This is a genomic window from Rhodoblastus sp. (genome assembly GCF_019449565.1).
Lineage (GTDB): Bacteria > Pseudomonadota > Alphaproteobacteria > Rhizobiales > Beijerinckiaceae > Rhodoblastus.
Genome location: NZ_JAGRPM010000081.1, coordinates 1 through 22905 on the forward strand (window position 1 = coordinate 1; position 22905 = coordinate 22905).

Below are 22905 nucleotides of genomic sequence, written 5' to 3' on the forward strand. Positions count from 1 at the left end.
AGCGCCGGATAACGCTCAATAACGCCATGTCTATCACTCCAAAGACCCCCGCTGACGCCAGCCGGGAGAAGTTCAAACATGGGTCAAATCTCAGTGGAAATGCCCGCCCAAAGCGGGTCAGTTCTCAGTGGCAATCAACAACCCAACCTCTGGCCGCGTCGAATCTGTATACCTTCCACTCCAACCCGCCGCCTGGCTTCGGGCCTACGCCGAGGAGGGTGGGAGCGCCGCTGCAATCAATATCGATCACATGCAAGCGCGCGTCGATTACTAGGTCTCGAGGCGGAGCATGGAGAGGGTCGGGTTCCCAGCCCGTGGCGGTGTTCCGCAAGAACCCCGATTCTGTGTCGGACTGATAGAGCAAATCCGGGCCAGGCCCATGCCACCAGTTAGCAAAGCGGTACTGCGCAACAACCCGCCCGTCTCTGCTAACTACGAACGGCAACTTGTATTCGTCGTGCAGCTCAAAGGAATCTACTTTGGCCAAATAGGAAATCGTCGTCTTTTGACCGTTGATGCTGTAGCTCTGAAGAAGGTCGACGCGTCCGTCGCCATCGACGTCGGCGACAATTACTCCTAAGTCGGCGCCTTCAGCGGTCATAAATGGGACGGGTGGTTTGAACCCCGGGAGAGGGGCCCAAAAATTCGGCGCCGTTGGCCCATCGTTGCGGAAAGCGAACGCCTCGAGCTTGCCTGCGATTTGAGCGGCAAAGAGCAGGTCAGGCCGTGTACCGGTCGGCGCGAAGTGCGCGAACCGGTAGGCCGCCCCCAGGCGTTCTCTCCCCGCAAGCACGGCGGAACTTGGAAACGAATAATCAACCTTCTTCCACGCGATGGTTGGCTCCGAATATGTGAACCTCGTGGGGCTAAGCTCCTGTCCGTCGTCTCCGAACTGGTGCAGGGTGGACAGCACAAACCGGTCGGCATTCGAACGGTCTTTATATTCCAACTCATAACGAGAAGCCGGCATGCTCGGTCTATCGGCAACGACAGACTGTATGCTCTTCAAGCGCACATCCCGAACCAACAGACGACCGGCGATGTAGGACGTAAGCGGAGGCGCAGGATCATACTCGAAGGTTACGGAAGCAAACGGTGCGCGACGTACGTTAACACCGCCGGCAGGATTAGCCGTGCCTAGCCCCGTGTATTTTATGCTGGTAATATTGTAATCGCCGTTGTTGTCCGGCCGGTATTCGAACTGTATGTAATTACCAACCGTGTCAAAGACGAAGCTCTCAGCCATTGCCAATGTTTTATCAGAAAAATGGACTCTACTGTTATTAGAACCATCAAATGTAATAAGTATTCCACCCTTGGTTTGGACCCAAAAGACGGATGAGCCGAAATCGGCGCCAGTTTGCACAATCTTTGTCTGATCGTCGAATGCCTTCCTGTATTCGATTTTGCGGCTGCCCCCCGCGCCAGACTGTGAGATTGGGACTAAACGTTGGCCATCGAGATACAGTGCGTCACTCTCATCGAGATGCACACCAGCGATCGTGCCATCGGTAAACTGGTCTTTGGGGCCACGAGTGATTACAGATAGTCCGCTCAGTGACCAGCCGGGGCCCATGGCGCCGCCAATGGCTTGACTGTCGTACACTAACTGAATTCTGGGTTCGGTGCCTGCGGCTCCCGGCGCGATCTTGATCGGCACGGAATAACTCGCGCTGCCGGAGAGGGTCACATCGAATGAGCCGGGAATTGATCCGATTGCGACCTCGGCCAAAGCGAGATTCGCAACAAAAATGTTTACTGCAAGCGCGGCGAAAAGTGACAAATAGGTGCGACTGCGCATGCCCGCCCCCCCAACACATCAACAAAAATTCAATCCAATTCCTTGAACGTAACCACGAGTTGGCAGCCGAGGAAAAATCACAATTTCGTCAACTTATCGTCCAGATATCGCCTTGATACTCCGTTTTGAGGTAGCAAATGGCGGTGGACGGCGCGGAGGCCGAGCGGTTCGGACTGGACGAACTCGCCGCGTGGCTGGAAACGTCGCCGAGGGCAGCGCCCAGGAAGGCCGATCAGGACCGGGTCGATTCCGCGATCTGTCTGCTGGTCGCCATCCGCTGGCGCCTGCGTCCGCGCACGGAATGCGCGATGGTGGGCGACGTCGACGCCGGATACATGGTCGCCGCGGCGTCGCCGGCCGTCCGCGAGCGTCTCGGGGACGCCGCCGGGCGAATGGCGGTCGCGATCGACGGCGCCGTCCCCGGACGCCCTAAGGAAAAGGCGGAGCGGCCCGTCGTCGTGGCCGGCGCCTAGGCGTCCTCGAAGGGGCCGTTGATCACTTCGCGAGCCTGGGTGGTGGCGGTCATGATGACCTCCGCCGTCTCCCTTATCTCGTCGAGAATGGCGGCGAATTCCTCCGGCGAATTCGCCTCCTTGGCGAGGGCCACGTGGGTCCTGATCGCGTCAATCAAGAACACGACCTGAGTGTGCAAGACATCCATCGCTTCGATCGTCACGATCGCGCTCTCCATCAGGCGACTATGGAGCCATTTCGATATGGGAGTCGCGCGTCGTCATCAACCCCCGGACGACCCCGAAGGACGTAAGAAGAATTTTGCCCACGATCTTTCGTCGCGGCCGTTGCCGACTCACGGGATGCGTGCGACCTTGAAATTTAACGCTGCGCATATCTAGCTATCTGGATTTCCATGGTACGATTAAGGGATGAAGATTCGAATCGCCCACGGTTTCGAGGATGTGGCAGTGGTGGGTGAGGCGATCGAGCAGAGCCGTCGTCATCTTGGCGTCGCCGAACACCCCGGCTCATTCGCTGAAGCTCAGGTTCGTGGTGATGACGACGCTGGTGCGCTCGTAAAGCTTGCTGAGCAGATGGAAGAGCAAGGCGCCGCCGGAGGCGCTGAACGGCAGGTAGCCGAGTTCGTCGAGGATCACGAGGTCGGATCTGACCAGCCGCTCTGCAATCAGGCCGGCTTTCCCCTGGGCCTTTTCCTGTTCAAGCGCATTGACGAGTTCGACTGTGGAGAAGAAGCGCACCCTCTTGTGATGATGTTCGACAGCCTGAACCCCGAGCGCGGTCGCGACATGGGTCTCGTCGGTTCCCGGGCCGCCGATGAGGACGACGTTGTGGGCGCCGTCCATGAACTCGCAACGGTGCAGTTGGCGCACCAGCGCCTCATTGATCTCGCTGGTGGTAAAATCGAACCCGGCCAGATCCTTGTAGGCCGGAAAGAGGGCCGCCTTGATCTGGTACTCGACGGACCGGACCTCGCGTTCGGCGGTTTCGGCCTTCAGTAATTGCGAGAGCATGGGAACGGCTGCGTCAAAGGCAGGCGATCCTTGCTCCATGAGATCGCTGAGGGCCTGGGCCATCCCATGCATCTTCAGGCTGCGCAGCATGATCACGAGGGCGGCGCTGGCGGGGTCATGACGCATTGCGAGCCTCCCGTGTCCGGCTTTTGCCGCGTAGCGCATCGTAGCGCTCGACATCGGCGCGCGGCTCCTTGATCAAGATTAAAGCCTGCGGCGCGTCCACTTGAGGAGTTGTCGCCTCCTTGCCGTCGACCAGCCTGTGAAGAAGATTCAGGACATGGGTCTTGGTGGGAACGCCCGCGGATAACGCCATCTCGACGGCGCATAGAACGGCCTGCTCATCATGATGAAGGACAAGGGCGAGGATCTCGACCATTTCCCTGTCGCCGCCTGGACGCTTGAGAAGATGCTGTTGCAAGCGTCTGAAGGCCTCCGGCAGATCGACGAAGGGCGCGTCGTTGCGCAAGGCGCCCGGCTTGCGCTGGAGCACCGCCAGATAATGGCGCCAGTCATAAACCGTTCCTCCCGGCAGATGATGGGAGCGCTCGATGATCCGCGGATGTTCGCACAGGATCTGCCCTTCCGCGGCGATGACGATCCGCTCAGGGTAGACCTCACGCTGACCGGCCTGTTGGCGAAGGAAGCCGGCACACTATAGCGATTGCGCTCCAGATGAATGAGACAGGTCGGCGACACGCGCTTGGCGTGCTCGACGAAGCCGTCAAACGGTCGCGGCGGCGCCATGAGGCAAGCCGCTTCCACGGCCCAGACATCGGCGATGGTTCCAGGCTGGGTCCCATGCGGGATTTGCCGCCACAGTTCGATGCAGCGCTGTTCCAGCCAGTCGTTCAGGGCGCCCAGATCCGCAAAGGACGGCGTCGGCTGCCACAGCCGGTGGCGCGCGTCCTGGACGTTCTTTTCGAACCTGCCCCTTCTCCCAGCTGGACGCCGGATTGCAAAACTCGGCGTCGAACAGATAGTGGCTGACCATCGCGGAAAACCGAGCGTTTGCTGGACGATCTGAAAAAGGCGCTGGCGGAGCGAACCCTAAACGCTGAGATGGATCATCATCTGGCGACTGGCGACGCAGGCAACAGCCGCAACGGTTACGGCAAAAAAACTGTCACGACTGAGACCAGCCGGATCGAGCTGGATATCCCGAGAGAGCGGCAGTCGACGTTTGATCCGCAACTCATCGCCAAATATCAACGGCGTTTTCCGGGCTTCGACGAGAAGATCATCTCCATGTATGCGCGCGGCATGAGCGTGCGTGAGATCGTCGGACACTTGCGCGATCTTTATGGTGTCGACGTCTCGCCGGACCTGATTAGCGCGGTCACCGACGCCGTTTTCGACGAAGTCGCGGCCTGGCAGGCCCGCCGGCTCGGACCGGTTTACCCCTTGGTTTTCTTTGACGCCCTGCGCGTCAAGATCGGGGATGAAGGGCTGGTTCGCAACAAGGCCGTTCATGTCGCGCTCGGCGTTCGCGCCGACGGAGCCAAGGAAATTCTTGGGCTCTGGCTCGAGCAAAACGAAGGAGCCAAGTTCGGGCTCTTGAACGAGATGAAGCCCCCCGGAGTAGAAGACATCCTCATCGCCATCGTCGATGGGCTCAAGGGCTTTCCGGAAGCAATTGTCGCCGTCTTCCAGGAGGCGACTGTCCAGACTTGCATCGTGCGCGCAACAGCCGCGACTGGCAGCAATTGATCGAGATTTGCCATGTCGTCGATACGGTGTTGATCGATCCGGAGACCGTCTATGCGCCGCGACATGGCAATGATCGCCTGCTGCTCGGCCTCAAGGGCAGCCTCAATGAGTATGAACTCGATCTATTGCGGCAATGCTCCTTATCGGCGCGCTACGAAAAGGCTCGGCGCGGTGAACTCATCGTCATGGCGCCGGCGGCCTTTGTGAAGAGCCCGGCTTCGCCGGCGTCGATAGGGAACGCACGTTTGCGTTCTCAAGGCGCGAAAGCGTCCGCCGCTGGCCACGGCGGACCCATGGTCAACGGGCTCCTGCCGTTCCCGAAAAATAAAAACTGGACGTCAGCACCCGCTGGCGGACGAGCACGGATTCTCCCCAAAAGTTTCCCAAAAACGGACTTTTGAGAGCTGAAAAATAGCTAACTTATTGATTTAATTGGCGCTCCCTAGGGGACTCGAACCCCTGTTTTCGCCGTGAGAGGGCGACGTCCTAGACCGCTAGACGAAGGGAGCAGCGCGGAGAATCGTTCTATATCGGGGCGGGGCCGCCGCTGCAAGTCTTTCCCGCCAACAAGTTTTCGCGCGCCGCCGATGTCAACAGGCCGTTGAGCAAAAGGTCGGCGTGCAAGGCGATATAGGCCTCTTCGTCGATCTCGAGCCTCTGGTCGAAAATCAGGCGCATCAAGCTCAGAAACACCGAGGGCGCCACGACGAGTTCCGCCCCATGCTTCGCGATTTCGGGGCGGAATTCGCCGCTGGAGACGCCGGCCGCGAGCAATTCGGAGACCATGCGCATCGCCGGCGCGAAAAAATCCCGGTAATGGTGCTCCACAAGCCTTGGGAAGCTCTTGCCGTCCGACACCATGAAGCGAAGCATTTCACGCCCGTAGCGATCCCGCGCGCAGCGCCCATACATATAGATGAGAAATGCCTTGAGCTTTTCCGCGCAACTTCCATTCGCCGCCGCGAGCATGGCGCCCGCGTCTGACAGGATGCCCTGCGAGAAATGATCCACCATCTCCTCGAACAGGCGCTCCTTGGTGTCGAAATAGCAATAGATCGCGCCCTTGGTGACCCCTGCGCGCGCGGCGATGTCCTCCATGCGCGTGGCCGCGAAGCCGCGCTCGGCGAAGGCGTCGAAAGCGGCTTCCAGAATTTCTCCCGGCCTTTGGGCCTTGCGGCGCGCCCGCTCCTTCATCATTCTCACCCGCGATCTCATCCTTATTGACTTTCCAGTCAGTCAATAATAATCCTGATCCGGGCCAAAAGCCCAGCAGATTCTTCATTGCCTCGCCGCAAGGAGTCTTTATGACGGCCTTCCCCCGTCTCGCCGTTCTCATCCTGACCGCCCTGCCGCTTGCCGGCTGCGGAGAAAGCGCTGCGCCCGCGCCGCGCCCCCCCTTCCCCGTCGTCGCGCAAATAGCGCAGCCGCAATCCTATGAGAGCGACATCACCTTGACGGGGACGGTGCGCGCCCTCGTGCAGAGCGAACTCTCGTTCCGCATCAGCGGGCGCGTGATCGAGCGCAAGGCGGACATCGGCCAGCATGTCGGCGCGGATGACGTTCTGGCGCGGCTCGACCCGACCGAACAGGAGGCCGATCTCAAGTCGGCGGAGGCCGGACTCGCGGGCGCGCAGGCGACCAAGCGCCAGCTCGACGCCGCCTATGAGCGGCAAAAGGCTTTGCTCGCCAATGGCTACGCCACTCAGGCGGCCTATGACCTCGCGGAGCGGGCGCAACGCACCGCCGCCGGCTCGCTCGACGTCGCCACGGCGCAGGTCGCCACGGCGAAGGACGCACTCTCCTATACCTACCTGCGCGCCGGCCATCCGGGCGTGATCACGGGGCGGAACATCGAAGTCGGCCAGGTCGCGCAGGCCGCGCAGATGGCCTTCGTGCTGGCGCAGGACGGTCCGCGCGACGCGGTCTTCGCCCTTTATGAAGCCGCCTTCTCTCGCAAGCTCAGCACGCCAGAAATCGGTCTCGCACTGGTCGGCGACCCGTCCATCAAAACGGTGGGCAAGGTTCGCGAAGTCTCGCCCGTCGTCGACGCCAAGACGGGCACAGTTCAGGTGAAAGTCGAGATCGATCCCAACGGCCCGGCTCTGCCACTCGGCGCCGCCGTGACCGGTACTGGACGCCTGCGCCTCGACGACGTCTTCATCCTTCCGTGGACGGCGATGAGCGCCAAAGACGGCAAGCCCGCCGTATGGATCATCGATCCGGCAGACAAGACCGTTCATCTGCGGGCGGTCGATGTCGCGCGCTACAACAAGGAACGCATCATCATCGACGGCGGCCTCAAGCCCGGCGAAAGCGTCGTGATCGATGGCGGAAAATTTCTGCGCGAGGGACAAAGCGTCGCCCCCCGCGAGGGGGAGCATTCATGATGGCCAGGCTTGCGCACTTCCTGCCCGTTCTGCCGTTGGCCCTGGCCGCTTCGCTCGCCGGCTGCGGCAAGAAACCGGAGCCGCCGCCGCCCCCCCGCCCGGCGATGACCCTGTTGGTGGAGCCGAGCCCCGCCTTTGATATGGTGCTCTCCGGCACGGTCGAGCCGCAGGTGCAGACTCCCTTCGGCTTTCGCGTCATCGGCCGCATGATCTCGCGCCCGGTCAAGGTCGGCGATCGCGTCGAGGCGGGGCAGACCCTAGCGGCGATAGATCCGCTGTCGCTCGAAATGGCCGCCCGCGTGGCGACCGCCAATCTCGCCAGCGCCCGCGCGCAATTCGACAACGCCACCTCCACTGAGGCCCGCCAATCGGCCTTGCTCGAAAAGAAGACCACGTCGCAGGCCGCCTTCGACACAGCGGAGCAGGAGCGCGCCGCAGCCCAGGCCAACATGACGCAGGCCGAGGCGAATCTCGCCAAGGCGCGGGAACAGCTCTCCTACGCCGTCTTGAAAGCCGATTATTCAGGCGTTGTCACTGCAACCTCAGCCGAAGTGGGCCAGACCGTTTCGCCCGGCCAGTCGATCGTGACCCTGGCCGAACCGAGCCGGCGCGACGCGGTGATCGACGCCACCGACACCATTGTCGACGCCTTGTGGCTCGGACAAAAATTCAACGTTTCGCTGCAGATCAATCCGGCCGCGACGGTCTCGGGAACCATTCGTGAAATCGCGCCTGAATCCGATTCCGTGACGCGCAGCCGGCGCGTGAAGATCGCTTTGGACAATCCGCCGGATTCCTTCCGCATCGGCGCGACGATCTACGCTCGCCTTGCCAGTGAGGCCAGCGCCGCCATCCGCATTCCCGAATCCGCGCTGCTGCGTCAGAGCGACAAGGCGCGCGTCTTCGTGGTCGATCCGGCCAGTTCGAAAGTGACGCTGCGCGACGTCGAGATCGCGCCGGACCGCGAGGAAGGGCGCTGGATCGTACGCGCCGGTCTGCAACCCGGCGAGCGGATTGTCACCGCCGGCGTCCACCGCCTCAAGGAAGGCGAAACCGTTCGAATTTATGGGAGCGAGGCGAAGTGAGCCGATTCAACCTGTCCGACTGGGCGCTCGATCGCCGCTCGCTGATCTGGTATTTCATGCTCGTCTTCCTGCTGGCGGGTTTTTTCTCCTATCTCAAGCTCGGCCGCGAGGAAGATCCGAACTTCACCATCAAGACCATGGTGATCCAGGCCAACTGGCCCGGCGCCACCGCGGACGAAGTGACGCTGCAGGTCACCGAACGGATCGAGCGCAAGCTTGAAGAGCTGGAATCGCTCGATTTCACCCGCTCCATCACCACCGCTGGCGACACCATCGTCTTCGTCAATCTGCTGCCGACGACCAAGGCGCGCGATGTGGAGGGAATCTGGGTCCGCGTGCGCAATATGATCGCGGATATCAAGGGCCAGTTTCCCGCGGGCGTTCAGGGGCCCTTTTTCAATGATCGCTTCGGCGACGTGTTCGGCAACATCTACGCCTTCACAGCCGATGGACTGTCGCTGCGGCAATTGCGCGACCAGGTCGAATTCGCGCGCTCGCAGATCCTCACCGTTCCGAATGTCGGCCGCGTCGATCTGATCGGGGAGCAGAACGAAGCGATCTATCTGGAGTTCTCCACGCGCAAGGTCGCCGCGCTCGGCCTTGATCTGCAAGCGATCACGAACACGCTCGCGGCGCAGAATGCGGTGACGCCGTCTGGCTTCGTGCAGGCTGGCCCGGAACGGATCGCCGTGCGGGTGAGCGGGCAATTCACATCCGAAGAAAGCCTGCGCGCCATCAACCTGCGCATCAACGACCGCTTCTTCCCGCTCACCGACGTGGCGACCGTCCGGCGCGGCTATATAGATCCGCCAACCAAATTATTCCGCTACAAGGGCGAGCCGGCGATCGGCCTCGCCATCGGCATGAAGCAGGGCGCAAATCTGCTCGAGTTCGGCGCCGCGCTGGAAAAGAAGATCGAACATATCAAGTCGGATCTGCCGGTCGGCGTGGACATCTATCGCGTCTCCGACCAGCCCGCCGTGGTGGACGAGGCTGTGTCCGGCTTCACCCGCGGCCTGTTCGAGGCCGTGATCATCGTGCTCGGCATCAGCTTCATCAGCCTCGGGTGGCGCGCGGGCCTGGTGGTGGCCATCGCCATTCCGCTGGTGCTCGCCATCACCTTCCTGGTGATGCGCACGACCGACATTTCGTTGCAGCGCATTTCGCTCGGCGCTCTGATCATCGCGCTCGGCCTGCTGGTCGACGACGCCATGATCGCGGTTGAAATGATGGTCGCGCGGCTCGAAGCCGGCGACGACCTGCGCACCTCCGCGACCTATGTCTATACCAGCACCGCCTTCCCGATGCTGACTGGCACGCTGGTCACGGTGGCGGGCTTCATCCCGGTGGGCCTCAACAGCAGCGCGGCGGGCGAATTCACCTTCACTCTGTTCGTCGTCATCGCCGTATCGCTGATCGTGTCTTGGTTCGTCGCGGTGCTGTTCACGCCCTTGCTCGGCGTGACCCTGTTGCCGGCGCAGATGAAAGGCCATCACGAAACGGGTAAGGGCTTTTTTGGCCGCGGATTCGACCATGCGCTCGAATTCTGCATGAACCATCGCTGGCTGACGATCGGAGCGACGCTCGCCGTGTTCGCCCTTTCGATCTTCGGAATGGGCTTCGTGCAGCAACAGTTCTTCCCCAGCTCAGACCGGCCCGAGCTCATCATCGACTGGAACTTGCCGCAGAACGCCTCGATCCAGGACACCAACGACCAGATGGCCCGGTTCGAGCGTGAAATTCTGGCCGGCGACCCCGATATCGATCACTGGTCCACTTATGTCGGCGAGGGCGCCAAGCGTTTCGTGCTGTCCTTCGACGTGCAGCCGGCCAATATCGCCTTCGGCCAGATGGTCATCCTGACCAGGAGCATCGAGGCCCGCGACCGGCTGCGCGCCAAATATCAGGCCTGGCTGCGCAACGCCTTTCCCGGCACGGACGCCTTCGTCCATCTGCTGGACATCGGGCCGCCGGTCGGCCGCCCCGTACAATATCGCGTCAGCGGGCCGGACATCGAGAAGGTGCGCAACCACGCGCAGGCGCTGGGCAACATCGTCGCGAAGAATCGCCATCTCGGCGACGTGACCTTCGACTGGATGGAGCCGGCGCGCATGGTCCGCGTCAATGTGCTGCAGGACAAGGCGCGCACGCTCGGCGTGTCGTCGCAGGACATCGCCTCGACCCTCAACAGCATTGTCAATGGCGCGACCGTGACACAGGTGCGCGACGACATCTATCTTGTCGACGTTATCGCCCGCGCCCGCGACGACGAGCGCGCTTCCGTCGAAACGCTCCAGAACCTGCAATTGCCCGCCGCCAATGGCCAGTCCGTGCCGCTCGCCGCCGTAGCCAATTTCACCTATGGGCTGGAACAGCCGACGATTTGGCGGCGCTCGCGCCTACCCACGATCACGATCAAGGTCGCAGTCAACGACAGTGTGCAGCCAGCGACGGTCGTCACGGAGCTGGCGCCGGAGGTGAAGGCTTTCGCCGAGACCTTGCCGCCGGAATACAAGGTCGAGGTCGGGGGCGCGGTCGAGGAAAGCGCCAAGGCCGAAGGCCCGATCAATGCGGTCATGCCTTTGATGTTGTTCATCATGGCCACGATCCTGATGATCCAGCTTCAATCGTTCAGCCGGCTGTTCCTGGTCTTCGCCGTCGCGCCGCTCGCCATTATCGGCGTGGTCGTGGCCTTGCTGTCGAGCCATTCTCCGATGGGCTTCGTCGCCACGCTCGGCGTCCTCGCCCTGATCGGCATCCTGATCCGCAACTCGGTCATCCTGATCGTCCAGATCGAGACCTTGCTGAAGGAAGGCGTCGCGCCCTGGGACGCCGTGCGCGAGGCGACCCAGCACCGCATGCGGCCGATCATGCTCACCGCCGCCGCCGCGACGCTGGCGCTCATCCCGATCTCGCGTGAGATCTTCTGGGGTCCGATGGCTTATGCGATGATGGGCGGCATTGTGGTCGGCACGGCTCTGACCCTGCTGTTCCTGCCGGCGCTCTATCTGGCCTGGTTCCGCATCAAGCGGCCCGAGCAAGCTGGACATCCGGCCTGATGAGAGCCATTTAGGGATTGCGCCTTCACGTCGAGGCGCAATCGCCGCAATTACTCCTTGGGCCTGAAGATGGCGCGTGACAGAATCTGGCTCTGGCTGGCGGGCGGACTGTCGGTCGGTCTCGCGGGCGCCGCATTGGCGCTCTGGGCGATCTACGGGCCACTGGTATTCGTCACCGCCCTCAACGCCGCCTGGACCTGTTTTTAGGAAAGTCATGGCCGCGACCAAGGAAAACCCCTCCGGCAAGTCCCCTTCCGCCAAATCTTCCTCTCCCCGGCCGCGCGGGCTGCTGTGGCTTGTCGCCGGTTTCGCCGCCGCCCTGGCGCTTTCAGCGGCCGGCCTTTCGCTGCTGACGCCTGAAAAGCCCGGAGCGCCGGCGCCCGCCGCCATTGGCGGCCCATTCGTTCTGGAGACCGGCGACGGGCGGAAACTGTCCGATGCTGAACTGCGAGGCGCGCCTTTCCTGGTCTTCTTCGGCTATACGCATTGCCCCGACATCTGCCCGACGACCCTGTTCCAGATTTCCGAGATTTTGCGCGCATTGGGTCCTGAGGCGAAGATCAAGGCCCTGTTCGTCACTGTCGATCCGGAGCGCGACACGCCGCAAGTGATGCAGGATTATGTCGGCAGCTTCGACCCGCGCATCATCGGCCTGTCCGGCGACCGCGCGGCGATCAACAAGGTCATGGCCGAATATCGCGTCTATGCCCGCAAGGCCCCCGGCAAGTCGGACGAGTATTCGATGGATCACAGTGCGCTGGTCTATCTGATGGACCGCGACGGACGGTTCGTGCGCGGATTCAACATCGAGCGGCCGCCCGAGCAGGCTGCGGCGGAATTGCGCTCCGCGCTTGCGGCTCAGTAAAAGCCGATCGGAAAATATTTCAAATAAAGTTCGGTCAGCGCGCCGCGCTCGTCGAGACTTTGCAGCGCCCAGTTGAGCGTGCGCCGCAGGACCGCGTCGTCGGGCCGCACGGCGATGCCGATGCCCTCGCCGAAAAAAGCGGGTTCGAGGTAAGGCCCGCCCTGGAACCGGCAGCAGTCGCCCAAGTGCGGGTCGTTCATCCACAGTGCCAGGCTGACCGCGTCGCCAAAGGCGAGGTCGATGCTCCTGTCGCGCAAGGCCGCCATCATCGCGGCGCGATCGGGGAAGCTGCGGATCGTGGCGCGAGCGAAAAAGACCTTGAGAAAAGCCTCATGTGCGCCGCCTGACTCGACGCCGATGGTCGCCTGCCGCAAGCCTTCCGGCCGCGCGTCAAACGCCTTTGCGCGAGCGAGCGACACAAAACGGGCGGGCGTGAGATAATAAGGCGCGGTGAAGCGGACCCGCGCCCGGTTCGCCGGCGTCTCGCGCAACGAGGCGATAATGGCGTCGCCCTCTTTCGCTTCGAGCGCGTCAAGCAAATTGTCCCAGCGGCGCGGCTGAATCGTGCAACTCGCCTTCAGTTCCGTGCAGATCGCGCGCGCGAGGTCGATGTTGAAGCCGGCGAGCGCCCCGTCGGCGTTCAGGAATTCGAAGGGCGGATAATCATCGGATGTCAGGAAGCGGATCTGCTTCGGCGCGTCGGGACCGGGCGCAGCGGGTCGGTTATGGGGATCGAACAGGCTCGGCAGAAACACGTCCGGCCCTTGCCCCGCGGCGTGGGCCGGGAGGCCGGCAAGCTGCAAAGCCGACAGGAACCAAAGACATAGCCAAAATAGCTTGGCCTTGGCCTTAAAGTGTCGGATAAAGAACCCTGCCTGTCGAAAAAAGAAATTGCGCCCGCGCGTGGTCAAGTCCTGTTCCGATCCGCTCATGAGTTCTGGCTCTTTATACCGCAGCGGAGGGAGTTTTGAACCCGCCGAGGGCGCTGAATCGGCTCCCGAAATCGCCTTTCTCGCAGCCGCTGGCGTCGAGTCCGCCACGCTGGCTTATGCGGCGCGGCGGGCCCGCGAACTTGGCGTCGGCGCCGACGAGATCCTGATCGCCGAGGGCATCGTCGAAGAAGCCTTCTATTACGCCGCCCTCGCCCGGCGGCTGAATTGCCCCTATGTCGAACGCGCCACGTCGCTCGCGCCGGGTTTCGATTATCGCGCCGCCTTGCGCGCCAGCGTCGCCCGCGCCGATCCCGCGCTTGAGGATTTCGATTGGCTGATGGCGCCGCGCGGCGCACAGGTCCGCGCCCTTCTCACTTTGGGAGCAGAGGAAGGCCGAAGAATCGCGATCTGCGCGCCAAAAATCTTTTCCGCGCTCGTTCGCGCCAAGGGCCGGCGCGCGCTTTCCGACGACGCCAGCTTCGCCCTGTCGCGCGCCGATTCCCGCCTCAGCGCCAATGCGCCACAATTGCGCTGGAGCAATCTTTTCAGCGTCGTGCTCTGCCTCGGCGTGATCGCGGGCCTTTCGGCCTTGTCCCCCGCGCTGCTCGCCGCCGACTCGGCCCTGCTCTCCATTCTGTTCCTGGGCGGAATCTACATCCGCCTCTGCGCCTTCGCCGCCAGCCTGAAGACGCAGCGCGGCGCGCATCCGAGCTTGAGCGAGCGCGCCCTGCCGCTCTATTCGATCATCGTGCCAATGTATCGCGAGGCCCGCGTCGCGGCGCAATTGCTGGCCGCGATCAAGGCGCTCGACTATCCCGCCGCCAAGCTCGACGTGAAGATCGTGCTGGAGCACGATGATGACGAAACCGCTGAGGCCCTGCGCGCCGCCGCGCCGCCGGCCTATGTCGAGATTGTCGTCGCGCCGCCCGGCGCGCCGCGCACCAAGCCGCGCGCGCTCAATGTCGCCCTGCCGCTGGCGCGGGGGCGGCTGCTCGCCATTTTCGACGCCGAGGACCGGCCCGAGCCCGAACAATTGCGCCTCGTGGCCGCCGCTTTCGCCGCCGCCGGGCCGCGCCTCGCCTGCCTGCAGGCCCGGCTCGCCATAGACAACGGCCATGAGGGCTGGCTGCCCTATTTCTTCGCCATCGGCTATGCGGCTTTGTTCGACGTCCTCAATCCGGGCCTCGCCGCGCTCGGCTTGCCAATGCCGCTCGGCGGCACCTCCAATCATTTCCGCACCGACATCCTGCGCCGCGTCATCGGCTGGGACGCCTGGAACGTCACCGAAGACGCCGATCTCGGCCTGCGCTTTGCCCGCTTCGGCTATCGCGTCGGCGCGATCGAGGCCACCACTTTCGAGGACGCCCCGACGGAGCTGAACAACTGGATGGGCCAGCGATCACGCTGGATGAAGGGCTGGATGCAAACCTTGTCCGTCTTCCTGCGCTCGCCGCGCCGCCATTACCGCGAGATCGGCGCCGTCCAGACCTTCGCCGCGCTCTGCGCCATGTCGAGCCTGCTGGCCGGCCCCTTGTTCGGCCCCTTCTACGGGCTGCGCCTCGCGGGTGACGCGCTCTGGGGAGACCTGCTGGCGCCGCAGACCTTCGAACAGTTCACCCTGGCGAGCATCAGCCTCGGCATCGCCTTGTTCGGGACGCTGGCCTTCGTCCTGCCGCCTCTGCTCGGCATGAAGCGGCGCGGGATGAGGGCCAATCCGAGGCTCCTGCTCGCGCCCGTCTATTTGGCGTTGCTGAGCGTCGCCTCATGGCTCGCGCTATGGGAATGGACGCGCAAGCCCTTCGTCTGGAACAAGACCGCCCACCTGCCCCGCCCGCCAGTCCCTTAAACTACAGACGCCCCTCAGGCGGGGGCGGAGGCCAAAAACTTGCCGGCCAGCGCGTCGGCGATCAAGGCGCGCGTGTTGTCCACGCCATAAAGCGCCACGAAAGAGCCGAAGCGCGGGCCGCGCGCCTCGCCGAGCAGGACCTGATAGAGCATGGCGAACCAGTCATTCGACACGCCCGGTTTTTCCGGCGTCGCGCCCTTGGCGGCAAAATTCTGGTAGCGCGGGATCGGACGCGCCACGTCATAAAGCAGGGTCTGGACGTCCTCCGCGCTCGGCGCCGGCGGCAGGCCGGCGAGCGCCGTGGCAAGCTGCTCCAACGCCTCGCGCTCCACGTCGTCGGCGGCGCGATAGACCTTTTTGGGCCGCACGAAATCGCGGAAATAGACCACGGCGTAATGGATCATGCGGTCGAGGCGCGGGAATTTCTCCGGCGTCGCCTCGGGCGCATAGCGGCGCAGGAAGCCCCACAGCACGGCGGGATCCTCGCTATTGGCCACCGCCGCCAGATTGAGCAGCATGCCGAACGAGATCGCTGCGCCCTTGGCGTCCGCGCCATGGTGGATGAATTCGGGCGGCGGCGGATCGCCGGCATGGATATGCCAGGCCGGATTGCCCAGCCGCAATTTCCAATCCTGACGCGGATAAGCGTCGAGGAAGGCGAGATATTCGTCCACCGCCTTTGGAATGACGTCAAAATAGAGCCTCTTCGCCTCGCGCGGCTTCCAATACATGAAAAAGGACAGCGATTCCGGGCTGGCGTAGCGCAACCATTCGTCGATCGTCAGGCCATTGCCCTTGGACTTGGAAATCTTCTGGCCGTTCTCGTCGAGAAACAGCTCGTAATTAAAGCCTTCCGGCGCCGCGCCATCCAGTGCGCGGGCGATCTCGCTCGACAGCTTGACGGAATCGATCAAATCCTTGCCGGCCATTTCATAATCGACGCCGAGCGCACACCAGCGCATCGCCCAATCCGGCTTCCATTGCAGCTTGCAATGGCCGCCCGTCACGGGCGTCTCGAAACGCTCGCCTGTCTCAGGGTCGCGCCAGGCGACAAGGCCGCGCGCGACGTCGATCTCATCGAGCGGAACCTGCATGACATGGCCGCTGCGCGGATGGATCGGCAGGAAGGGCGCATAAGAGGCGGCGCGCTCGGCGCGCAGCGACGGCAGCATGATTTCCTGGATCGCGTCATAGCGCGCGAGCATTTTCAGCAGCGTCGCGTCGAAGCGACCCGATTGGTAATAATGCGTCGCGGAGGCGAATTCATATTCAAAGCCGAAAGCGTCGAGGAAGGCGCGCAGCCGCGCATTGTTATGCTCGCCGAAGCTGGGATATTCGCCGAATGGGTCCGGCACCTGGGTCAGGGGCTTGCCGAGATGGGCGCCGACCAGCTCCTTGTTGGGAATGTTCTCCGGCACTTTGCGCAAGCCGTCGAGATCGTCGGAAAAAGCCAGCAGCCGCGTGGCGACCCGCCCTTCCGTCAGCGTCTCGAAGGCGTGGCGCACCATGGTCGTGCGCGCGACCTCGCCGAAGGTTCCGATATGGGGAAGGCCCGACGGACCGTATCCGGTCTCGAACAGCACCTGTTTCTGCCCGGTGCGCTCCACCCTGGCCACGAGCTTTTTCGCCTCCTCGAACGGCCAGGCGTTCGATTGGCTGGCGAAAGCGGCGAGTTGGGACGCGATCTCGTTCATTCCTGGATTCCCCGCCTTCATTCCTCGACGGGCGCTCCGCCGTTACTGTTCTTTCGGAAAGGTCCGCTTTTAACTGCTGTGCGCCGCTGGCGGAAGGGCAAAAAAAATGCTGTAAATCGGCCGGTCCCGAGGGAGACGCATTTGGCCCTGATTTATAAAATCCTGAACGCGGAGATCTGGCGCGCGGCGCTCGCGCGCGGCGCTTTCGACGGCGCCGGCATCGATCTCGCCGACGGCTATATCCATTTCTCGACCGCAGCCCAGGTCGAGGAGACAGCGGCCAAGCATTTCGCGGGTCAGGACGATCTCCTGCTCGTCGCGGTCGAGGCGGAAAAGCTTGGCGACAAGCTGGTCTATGAGGTTTCGCGCGGCGGCGCGCTCTTCCCTCATCTTTACGCGCCCTTGCCCACCGCTCTGGCGAAATTCGCGCTTCCCCTCAACCGCCGCGCCGATGGCGCTCTCGATTTTGCCGGACTGGTGGAATAATGGGCTTTTTCGATTCCCTTGCGCTTCCCCTGCTGCATTCCATCGACGCCGAGCGCGCGCATCAGATGACGGTCTTCGCGCTGGAGCGCATGCCGCTGCCGCCATTGCCGAAGGATGATGACGCACTGGCGCAAAATATCTTCGGACTGGATTTTCCCAACCCGCTCGGCATGGCGGCGGGCTTCGACAAGGACGCGCGCGTCCCGGACCCCTTGCTTCACATGGGCTTCGGCTTCACGGAAGTCGGCACGCTGACGCCGCGCCCGCAGCCGGGCAATCCCAAGCCGCGCCTGTTTCGTCTCCATGAGGATCGCGGCGTCGTCAACCGCTTCGGCTTCAACAATGGCGGGCACGCCGCGGCGCGGGCGCGCCTGCTGAAACGCAGCGGCAGGGGCGGGATCGTCGGCGTCAATATCGGCGCCAACAAGGATTCCATCGACCGCGCCGGCGATTATGTCGCCGGGATCGAGGCCTTCGCCGATCTCGCCTCTTTTTTCACGGTCAATATTTCCTCGCCTAACACGCCCGGCCTGCGCGACCTGCAACAGGCGGCGGCGCTCGACGACCTGCTCGCCCGCGTTCTGGACGCCCGCGACGCCTTCGCCGCGAGTGGACCGCGCCGCCCGGTCCTACTGAAGATCGCGCCCGATGTCGCCCTCGCCGATCTCGACGACATCGTCCGCGTCGCCCGCGCGCGCGCCGTGGACGGCATGATCGTCTCCAACACCACGATTTCACGACCCGATTCCCTGCGCGACGACGCCCGCAAGGAAAGCGGCGGCCTTTCCGGCGCGCCGCTGTTCGCGCTTTCCACGCGGATGCTCGCCCAGACCTACATCCGGGTCGAGCGGCAATTCCCGCTGGTCGGGGTCGGAGGCGTGGATTCGCCCGAAGCCGCCTGGGCCAAGATCGAGGCCGGCGCCACCCTGGTCCAGCTCTATTCCGCGCTGGTCTATGAGGGCCTCGGGCTGGTCGACCGGATCAAGGACGGGTTGGTCGAACATTTACGCGCGAGAAAATTGCGGCAGATTGGCCCGGCGGTGGGCAGCGGCGTCAAGGACTGGCTCTAGCCCCGGCCAGGACGCCGTCAAAACTCAAGTTCCCGACGCAAAAAAGCGCGGCGAAAGATCCGCCGCGCCTTCGTCATTCCGAAATGTCCGCTCGGGCCTTACTGACCAGGCATTACTTGGCCAGATCGTTATAGGCGACCCGGTCAAGGACGGTGGCCTTCATGGCCTGGGCGCCGTTCAGGCAGTCGAACTGAACGAGCTTGCCTTCCGCCGTGTCGAGACGGGCGGGCTTGTCGACATCCACGGTCATCTGGACGCGCATGGACGAAGCGGCGGACGGCGCACGATCTTCGCGATAGGCGTCGGCGACGATCACGTTGAGCTTGCAACGGCCATCAGCCTGCGAAAAATAGCCGCCGAGCTGCTTCGAGCCGACGTCGAGCATGATGCCCTGATAAGGCTTGACCGTACGGACCATATTGTCTTCAGCGGCGGCGAAGCCCGCCGAAGCGACGAGGCCGGCGGCGGCGAGAATGACGGCGGTGAGGCGACGTGCTTTCTGCATTGTTCGATCCCTTCGAAATCTCTGCATCCGATTGGATGAGCCGGTCAGTCCGAGTAGCCGGACCTCCGGTCGGCGCCGCGCGAGGAGCGACGTCTATACTAAGGTCTATAATATTGCAGTGCAGCACGAAATTTGCAGTGCGAAAATTGCATAGCTGAGCCGCATATCGCGCATGGCCTGGCTCAAGGAGCGGGCCAAACGAGGTTTGGCCCGGATTTCGCTTTGCGATCAATGGCCTCCCAAATGGGCGGCCGCTCTATTATGATGGATCCATGATCGATCCCCGCCTTCATTCTCCCGCCGTCGCCCGCAATCGCGACGCCATTCTCGAGGTTCTGCGTCGCATATTGCCGACAAGAGGGCTGGTGCTCGAAATCGGCAGCGGCTCCGGCGAACACGCCGTGCATTTCGCCGCCGCCCTGCCCCGGGTGACTTTTCAGCCCTCCGACATCGATCCGAACGCCCGCGCGAGCATCGACGCCTGGACCGCCAAAAAGCGACGGCAGAACATTCATCCCGCCGTCGCCCTCGACGCCACGCGCCCGCCCCGGCCCGTGTGCCGGGCCGACGCCATCCTCTGCATCGACATGCTCCACGTCGCGCCATGGGCCGCGACCGAAGGCCTGTTCTACCAGGCCTATGACCTGCTCCAGCCGGGCGGCGCGCTTTACCTTTACGGGCCCTTCCTGCGCGAGGGCGTCCAGACGGCGGAGGGCAAGCTCGCCTTCGACGCCAGATTGCGCGCGCATAATCCCGAATGGGGATTGCGCGACTTGGCCGCCGTCGAGGCGACGGCGCGCGCCAATGATTTTTTCGCGCCGGAGATCGTCGAAATGCCCGGCGACAATTTGAGCGTGACGTTCAGACGTTTCTAGGCATAGGCGCCGCGCAAGCGCGGCGCACACTTCTAGGCATAGACGCGCCGCGCAAGCGCGGCGCTTCTGGCCCGGATAACATTGTCGATGAACTGGCGCGCGCTCTCGGGCCAGGTGTAACGCGCGGCGTGGGCGCGGCAGGTTTCGCGCGAGAGCGCCAAGGCCCCGAGGCAGGCCGCGCGCAAATCCTCGCTCAAGACGCCGATGCGAGGATCCGTGACGACGTCCAGCGGACCCGGGACAGGGAAGGCCGCCACCGGCGCGCCGCAAGCCAGCGCCTCAATCATCACATTGCCGAAAGTGTCGGTGCGGCTGGGAAAGACGAAGACATCGGCCGCCGAATAAAAGCCCGCGAGTTCGTGGCGCGCTTTCACGCCGACGAAACGGCTCTTCGGGAACCGCTCCCGCAGTAACGGTCGCGAGGGGCCGTCTCCAACCACGATTTTCGACCCGGGCAAGTCGAGGGCGAGGAAGGCCTCGATGTTTTTCTCGGGCGCGACGCGGCCGCAATAGAGAAAAAAAGGGCGCGGCAGGTCAGCCAGTTCGCGCGGCAATTCATCGATGGGGCGGAACAGGCTCTGGTCCACGCCGCGCGGCCAGAGCATCGGCGGCTGGAAGCCGCGCGCGGCGAGATCGCCGGCAAGGGTCTGGGTGGCGACCATGAGGCCCGCGCTGCCGGCATGGAACCGCCTCAGGGCGGCATAGGACCAAGCGGCGGGGATCGGCCAGCGCGCCTCCACATATTCTGGGAAGCGGGTGTGATAGGAGGTGGTGAAGATTTCGCCGTTGCGCGGGCACCAATAGGTCGCTGCGACGCCGAGCGGGCCTTCGGTGGCGATATGGACGTGATCAGGCCGATGTGCGCGGATCAACTCGCCGACGGCCTTTGCGCTGGTGAGCGCGAGGCGGATTTCCGGATAGGACGGCGCCGCGATGGTGTGGAACTGGTCCGGCCCGATGACTACGAATTCATGGCCGAGCTTTTCGCCCGCCGCGATCAGGTTGGAGAGCGTGACGACGACCCCATTGACCTGGGGACGCCAGGCGTCCGTGACGATGCAGATCTTCACAGGAGGCGCCCCCCGGATGAGGGGCGCGGAAGGCGCCGGCTGCGGTCGGCGACGCGACGCAATTCATTCTCGGGTTCGCCATGGCTCATGCAGCCCCCGTAGCAATTCGATGTGACCGATTTAATAAAAACTCCGGTCGCCCGCTCGAACGCCTCAGGAAATGGCTAAAAGCCTCAGTTCTTGCCCCGCATGTTGAGCAGCCGAAGCGCCAGCCAGACCGGGAGCACGATGGCCGCGCCCGCCGCGAGATATTCCGCGATGTCGCGAATCGCCTCGAAGCCCATGTTCCAGAAACGCTCGACGATATGGCGCAGCCCGACGAGGACGTCGATGGGCCGGATATCGAGCCAGATCAGGAAGAAGCCGACGATCAGCGAGAGAAAGAGCAGCCGCACCGCGACCGAGGAGGGCGAGCCGCCGAGGAATCGCTCCAAATCGTTTGGTTCGCGGCGCTGCGCCGCCGCGAGATCGGACTCGCGGGGCTCGAACGGATGGCGCGCCGGGCTGTTGTTTTCGGTCATGGCGGTCTTCTCGCGGAATAGGATGAGGTCAGAGCGTTGAGGGCGGGGTCTTGGGGCCGGACTCGCGGAACAGTTGCATCATCCTGCGCATGAAGCGTTCGGCGCGGTCAAGGGCGCGGTCGAAACGGCGCTCCTCCTCGACCTCGGCCGCCTGCGGCGCGGCGGGCGCAGCGGCTTTCAGCCGCGTGTTTTCCTTAGCGAGCCGGTCGATCTCCGCCTCCAGCGCCGCGCGCTCGTCGGCGCCGGCGCGGCACTGGACCTGGCCGGACGCCAGCGTGCAGAGCGAAACCTGGCCGGTGCGGGTGTCGAGCCGCAAGAAGCCGTCGGCGACCGGCGTCATGGCGAAACGGCCATTGGCCGAGTCGGGGGCTTCAAACGGAGCGGCGGAGGGAGGCGCCGGTTCGGCGCGCGCCGAAATCGCCCCGGCGATGGGCATGAACGCCACCGACGCAATAGCGAGGCGGAAGATTCCGGCTGGGGCTTTCCTCATGGTCGCGCGCCTTTCCGGCCGGTTCGCGCCGGCCTTGCGGCCCGGCGGCCAATGCGGAAAGCGGGCGCCGGCGGGATGAATTCTCGCCCTTGAAATAGGCGGCTCCCGGCCCGGCGCCAGAGGATGGGCGAAATTTAATCGCCCATCGCGCCGGCTGAAATATCGCTCATCGCCTCGATGCGGGCTGCGGCGATCACGGCCTGGGTGCGGCTTTCGACGCCGAGCTTCTGCAGGATCGCCGAGACATGGGCCTTCACTGTCGCCTCGGACACTGAAAGCTCATAGGCGATCTGCTTGTTGAGCAGGCCTTCCGACAGCATCATCAGCACCCGCACCTGTTGCGGCGTCAGCGAAGCGAGCCGGCGCACGCTGTCGGCCGTATCGCGATCGACCGGACCGTTCAGATCGACGTCGGACGGCGCCCACAAATCGCCCGCGAGAACGGCGCGGATCGCCGATTGCATGGTCTCCATGTCCGTGCTCTTCGGAATGAAGCCGGAAGCCCCGAAATCAATGCACAGGCGGATGACATTACGCTCTTCGCGGCCGGACACCACAACGACGGGCACGCCCGGATATTGCGCGCGCAACATCATCAGGCCCGAATAGCCGCGAACGCCCGGCATGGCGAGATCCAGCAGGATCAGATCCACTTCGGAATTGGCCTCAAGGGCCTTGGTCACGCCTTCCAGCGCGCCGCACTCGACAATTTCTGCTCCCGCCACGGCGTTGGCGACAGCCTGCCGCAAGGCTCCCCGAACCAGTGGGTGATCATCTGCGATCAAAATACGCGTTGTCTGATGCTCCACTCTTCCCACCTCAGGCACGAGACATTATCTCCAGCCAGCGCTGGCGCGCATCAGCCGGTACAACACTTGTCAATTGTACTTCTTTCATTTCTATACTCAAGTCGAACAGCCATAAAGGAGAATTTTCATCCTGCAAAGGTTACGAAAAAGGCTGAGGTTTCCCTTCGCATCCGCGGAAATTTTTTTGCGCCGCAGCAGATGACGTGGAGCGAC

At 63.3% G+C, this 22905-nt stretch carries 21 protein-coding genes, 1 tRNA gene and 3 pseudogenes; 12 read left to right on the forward strand and 13 right to left on the reverse strand.

Annotated elements, in window-relative coordinates:
- Positions 1 to 124: 124 nt before the first annotated feature.
- Positions 125 to 1801: a SpvB/TcaC N-terminal domain-containing protein gene (locus tag QZ409_RS18025; protein ID WP_296714051.1), complete on the reverse strand. Its 1677-nt coding sequence runs from the start codon at positions 1799 to 1801 to the stop codon at positions 125 to 127.
- A gap of 137 nt (positions 1802 to 1938) precedes the next feature.
- Between QZ409_RS18025 and QZ409_RS18030 the strand changes: the two genes are divergently transcribed.
- A complete protein-coding gene (locus QZ409_RS18030) occupies positions 1939 to 2274 on the forward strand; it encodes a hypothetical protein (RefSeq protein ID WP_296714053.1) in 336 nt (111 codons plus the stop codon).
- Here QZ409_RS18030 and QZ409_RS18035 read toward each other — a convergent pair.
- From QZ409_RS18035 to QZ409_RS18045, 3 genes and pseudogenes are all read right to left on the reverse strand, one after another.
- Entirely contained in the window at positions 2271 to 2477 is a 207-nt protein-coding gene (locus tag QZ409_RS18035; RefSeq protein WP_296714054.1) for a hypothetical protein, read from the reverse strand. The two genes, QZ409_RS18030 and QZ409_RS18035, sit on opposite strands and share 4 nt — an antisense overlap.
- Before the next feature lie 229 nt (positions 2478 to 2706).
- A pseudogene (istB, locus tag QZ409_RS18040) lies at positions 2707 to 3414 on the reverse strand (IS21-like element helper ATPase IstB); the annotation flags it as partial.
- A pseudogene (locus QZ409_RS18045) lies at positions 3404 to 4300 on the reverse strand (IS21 family transposase); the annotation flags it as partial. The pseudogenes QZ409_RS18045 and istB, both read right to left, overlap by 11 nt.
- Between QZ409_RS18045 and QZ409_RS18050 the strand changes: the two are divergent.
- Both QZ409_RS18050 and QZ409_RS18055 read left to right on the forward strand, forming a co-directional pair.
- Positions 4300 to 4968 (forward strand): annotated as a pseudogene (locus QZ409_RS18050) (IS256 family transposase); the annotation flags it as partial. The pseudogenes QZ409_RS18045 and QZ409_RS18050 overlap by 1 nt on opposite strands.
- Complete coding sequence (locus QZ409_RS18055) at positions 4959 to 5399, forward strand: hypothetical protein (RefSeq protein WP_342394857.1); 441 nt, start codon at positions 4959 to 4961, stop codon at positions 5397 to 5399. The pseudogene QZ409_RS18050 and the gene QZ409_RS18055, both read left to right, overlap by 10 nt.
- A 32-nt stretch (positions 5400 to 5431) precedes the next feature.
- On the opposite strand, the gene QZ409_RS18060 is transcribed toward QZ409_RS18055, so the two are convergent.
- Positions 5432 to 5507, reverse strand: a tRNA-Glu gene (locus QZ409_RS18060).
- Between the two features lie 16 nt (positions 5508 to 5523).
- Complete coding sequence (locus QZ409_RS18065) at positions 5524 to 6195, reverse strand: TetR/AcrR family transcriptional regulator (protein ID WP_296714228.1); 672 nt, start codon at positions 6193 to 6195, stop codon at positions 5524 to 5526.
- A 107-nt stretch (positions 6196 to 6302) separates the two neighbouring features.
- Here QZ409_RS18065 and QZ409_RS18070 point away from each other — a divergent pair, with 107 nt between their 5' ends.
- The 5 genes from QZ409_RS18070 to QZ409_RS18090 all read left to right on the forward strand — a co-directional run bounded on the left by QZ409_RS18070 (position 6303) and on the right by QZ409_RS18090 (position 12394).
- Positions 6303 to 7385 carry an efflux RND transporter periplasmic adaptor subunit gene (locus QZ409_RS18070; RefSeq protein WP_296714056.1) on the forward strand — a complete coding sequence of 361 codons (1083 nt, stop codon included), beginning with the start codon at positions 6303 to 6305 and terminating at the stop codon, positions 7383 to 7385.
- Complete coding sequence (locus QZ409_RS18075) at positions 7382 to 8470, forward strand: efflux RND transporter periplasmic adaptor subunit (protein ID WP_296714059.1); 1089 nt, start codon at positions 7382 to 7384, stop codon at positions 8468 to 8470. The genes QZ409_RS18070 and QZ409_RS18075 overlap by 4 nt, the downstream gene beginning before the upstream one ends.
- The gene (locus tag QZ409_RS18080) at positions 8467 to 11529 is read left to right on the forward strand and encodes an efflux RND transporter permease subunit (protein WP_296714061.1); all 3063 of its coding nucleotides are present in this window, start codon (positions 8467 to 8469) and stop codon (positions 11527 to 11529) included. Before QZ409_RS18075 ends, QZ409_RS18080 begins: the two co-directional genes overlap by 4 nt.
- A 69-nt stretch (positions 11530 to 11598) precedes the next feature.
- Positions 11599 to 11736 carry a hypothetical protein gene (locus tag QZ409_RS18085; protein ID WP_296714063.1) on the forward strand — a complete coding sequence of 46 codons (138 nt, stop codon included), beginning with the start codon at positions 11599 to 11601 and terminating at the stop codon, positions 11734 to 11736.
- Positions 11737 to 11743: 7 nt separating this feature from the next.
- Entirely contained in the window at positions 11744 to 12394 is a 651-nt protein-coding gene (locus QZ409_RS18090; RefSeq protein WP_296714064.1) for an SCO family protein, read from the forward strand.
- Here QZ409_RS18090 and QZ409_RS18095 read toward each other — a convergent pair.
- On the reverse strand, positions 12388 to 13149 hold the full coding sequence (locus QZ409_RS18095; protein WP_296714067.1) for a transporter substrate-binding domain-containing protein: 762 nt from the start codon (positions 13147 to 13149) through the stop codon (positions 12388 to 12390). The two genes, QZ409_RS18090 and QZ409_RS18095, sit on opposite strands and share 7 nt — an antisense overlap.
- 175 nt (positions 13150 to 13324) lie before the next feature.
- Here QZ409_RS18095 and QZ409_RS18100 point away from each other — a divergent pair, with 175 nt between their 5' ends.
- On the forward strand, positions 13325 to 15172 hold the full coding sequence (locus QZ409_RS18100; protein ID WP_296714069.1) for a glycosyltransferase: 1848 nt from the start codon (positions 13325 to 13327) through the stop codon (positions 15170 to 15172).
- 14 nt (positions 15173 to 15186) lie between these two features.
- On the opposite strand, the gene QZ409_RS18105 is transcribed toward QZ409_RS18100, so the two are convergent.
- Complete coding sequence (locus QZ409_RS18105) at positions 15187 to 16866, reverse strand: lysine--tRNA ligase (protein WP_296714072.1); 1680 nt, start codon at positions 16864 to 16866, stop codon at positions 15187 to 15189.
- A gap of 141 nt (positions 16867 to 17007) precedes the next feature.
- Here QZ409_RS18105 and QZ409_RS18110 point away from each other — a divergent pair, with 141 nt between their 5' ends.
- Positions 17008 to 17352, forward strand: coding sequence for a DUF952 domain-containing protein (locus tag QZ409_RS18110; RefSeq protein ID WP_296714075.1), 345 nt, complete (start codon positions 17008 to 17010; stop codon positions 17350 to 17352).
- On the forward strand, positions 17352 to 18422 hold the full coding sequence (locus tag QZ409_RS18115) for a quinone-dependent dihydroorotate dehydrogenase (protein ID WP_296714077.1): 1071 nt from the start codon (positions 17352 to 17354) through the stop codon (positions 18420 to 18422). The genes QZ409_RS18110 and QZ409_RS18115 overlap by 1 nt, the downstream gene beginning before the upstream one ends.
- A gap of 112 nt (positions 18423 to 18534) precedes the next feature.
- Here the strand turns inward: QZ409_RS18115 and QZ409_RS18120 are convergent, their stop codons facing one another.
- Positions 18535 to 18927 carry a hypothetical protein gene (locus QZ409_RS18120; RefSeq protein WP_296714080.1) on the reverse strand — a complete coding sequence of 131 codons (393 nt, stop codon included), beginning with the start codon at positions 18925 to 18927 and terminating at the stop codon, positions 18535 to 18537.
- A gap of 272 nt (positions 18928 to 19199) precedes the next feature.
- On the opposite strand from QZ409_RS18120, the gene QZ409_RS18125 reads away from it, so the two are divergent.
- Entirely contained in the window at positions 19200 to 19802 is a 603-nt protein-coding gene (locus tag QZ409_RS18125) for a DUF938 domain-containing protein (protein WP_296714083.1), read from the forward strand.
- 32 nt (positions 19803 to 19834) lie between these two features.
- Here QZ409_RS18125 and QZ409_RS18130 read toward each other — a convergent pair whose 3' ends face one another.
- From QZ409_RS18130 to QZ409_RS18145, 4 genes are all read right to left on the reverse strand, one after another.
- Positions 19835 to 20872, reverse strand: coding sequence for a glycosyltransferase family 1 protein (locus tag QZ409_RS18130; RefSeq protein ID WP_296714085.1), 1038 nt, complete (start codon positions 20870 to 20872; stop codon positions 19835 to 19837).
- A gap of 173 nt (positions 20873 to 21045) precedes the next feature.
- The gene (locus tag QZ409_RS18135; RefSeq protein WP_283367279.1) at positions 21046 to 21393 is read right to left on the reverse strand and encodes a DUF6460 domain-containing protein; all 348 of its coding nucleotides are present in this window, start codon (positions 21391 to 21393) and stop codon (positions 21046 to 21048) included.
- Positions 21394 to 21421: 28 nt separating this feature from the next.
- Positions 21422 to 21883 (reverse strand): hypothetical protein, encoded by a 462-nt coding sequence (locus tag QZ409_RS18140; RefSeq protein WP_296714090.1) that lies wholly within the window; start codon positions 21881 to 21883, stop codon positions 21422 to 21424.
- Between the two features lie 134 nt (positions 21884 to 22017).
- Positions 22018 to 22692, reverse strand: a complete 675-nt coding sequence (locus QZ409_RS18145; RefSeq protein WP_283367277.1) for a response regulator transcription factor — start codon at positions 22690 to 22692, stop codon at positions 22018 to 22020.
- Positions 22693 to 22905 lie beyond the last annotated feature (213 nt).

Bases quoted from the DNA above. Each gene is read 5' to 3' on its own strand.
- QZ409_RS18070 (WP_296714056.1), top strand. From the start codon at position 6,303: ATGACGGCCTTCCCCCGTCTCGCCGTTCTCATCCTGACCGCCCTGCCG.
- QZ409_RS18085 (WP_296714063.1), top strand. From the start codon at position 11,599: ATGGCGCGTGACAGAATCTGGCTCTGGCTGGCGGGCGGACTGTCGGTC.
- QZ409_RS18120 (WP_296714080.1), bottom strand. From the start codon at position 18,927: ATGCAGAAAGCACGTCGCCTCACCGCCGTCATTCTCGCCGCCGCCGGC.
- QZ409_RS18025 (WP_296714051.1), bottom strand. From the start codon at position 1,801: ATGCGCAGTCGCACCTATTTGTCACTTTTCGCCGCGCTTGCAGTAAAC.
- QZ409_RS18100 (WP_296714069.1), top strand. From the start codon at position 13,325: ATGAGTTCTGGCTCTTTATACCGCAGCGGAGGGAGTTTTGAACCCGCC.
- QZ409_RS18090 (WP_296714064.1), top strand. From the start codon at position 11,744: ATGGCCGCGACCAAGGAAAACCCCTCCGGCAAGTCCCCTTCCGCCAAA.
- QZ409_RS18135 (WP_283367279.1), bottom strand. From the start codon at position 21,393: ATGACCGAAAACAACAGCCCGGCGCGCCATCCGTTCGAGCCCCGCGAG.
- QZ409_RS18125 (WP_296714083.1), top strand. From the start codon at position 19,200: ATGATCGATCCCCGCCTTCATTCTCCCGCCGTCGCCCGCAATCGCGAC.
- QZ409_RS18140 (WP_296714090.1), bottom strand. From the start codon at position 21,883: ATGAGGAAAGCCCCAGCCGGAATCTTCCGCCTCGCTATTGCGTCGGTG.
- QZ409_RS18115 (WP_296714077.1), top strand. From the start codon at position 17,352: ATGGGCTTTTTCGATTCCCTTGCGCTTCCCCTGCTGCATTCCATCGAC.
- QZ409_RS18075 (WP_296714059.1), top strand. From the start codon at position 7,382: ATGATGGCCAGGCTTGCGCACTTCCTGCCCGTTCTGCCGTTGGCCCTG.
- QZ409_RS18030 (WP_296714053.1), top strand. From the start codon at position 1,939: ATGGCGGTGGACGGCGCGGAGGCCGAGCGGTTCGGACTGGACGAACTC.
- QZ409_RS18105 (WP_296714072.1), bottom strand. From the start codon at position 16,866: ATGAACGAGATCGCGTCCCAACTCGCCGCTTTCGCCAGCCAATCGAAC.
- QZ409_RS18065 (WP_296714228.1), bottom strand. From the start codon at position 6,195: ATGATGAAGGAGCGGGCGCGCCGCAAGGCCCAAAGGCCGGGAGAAATT.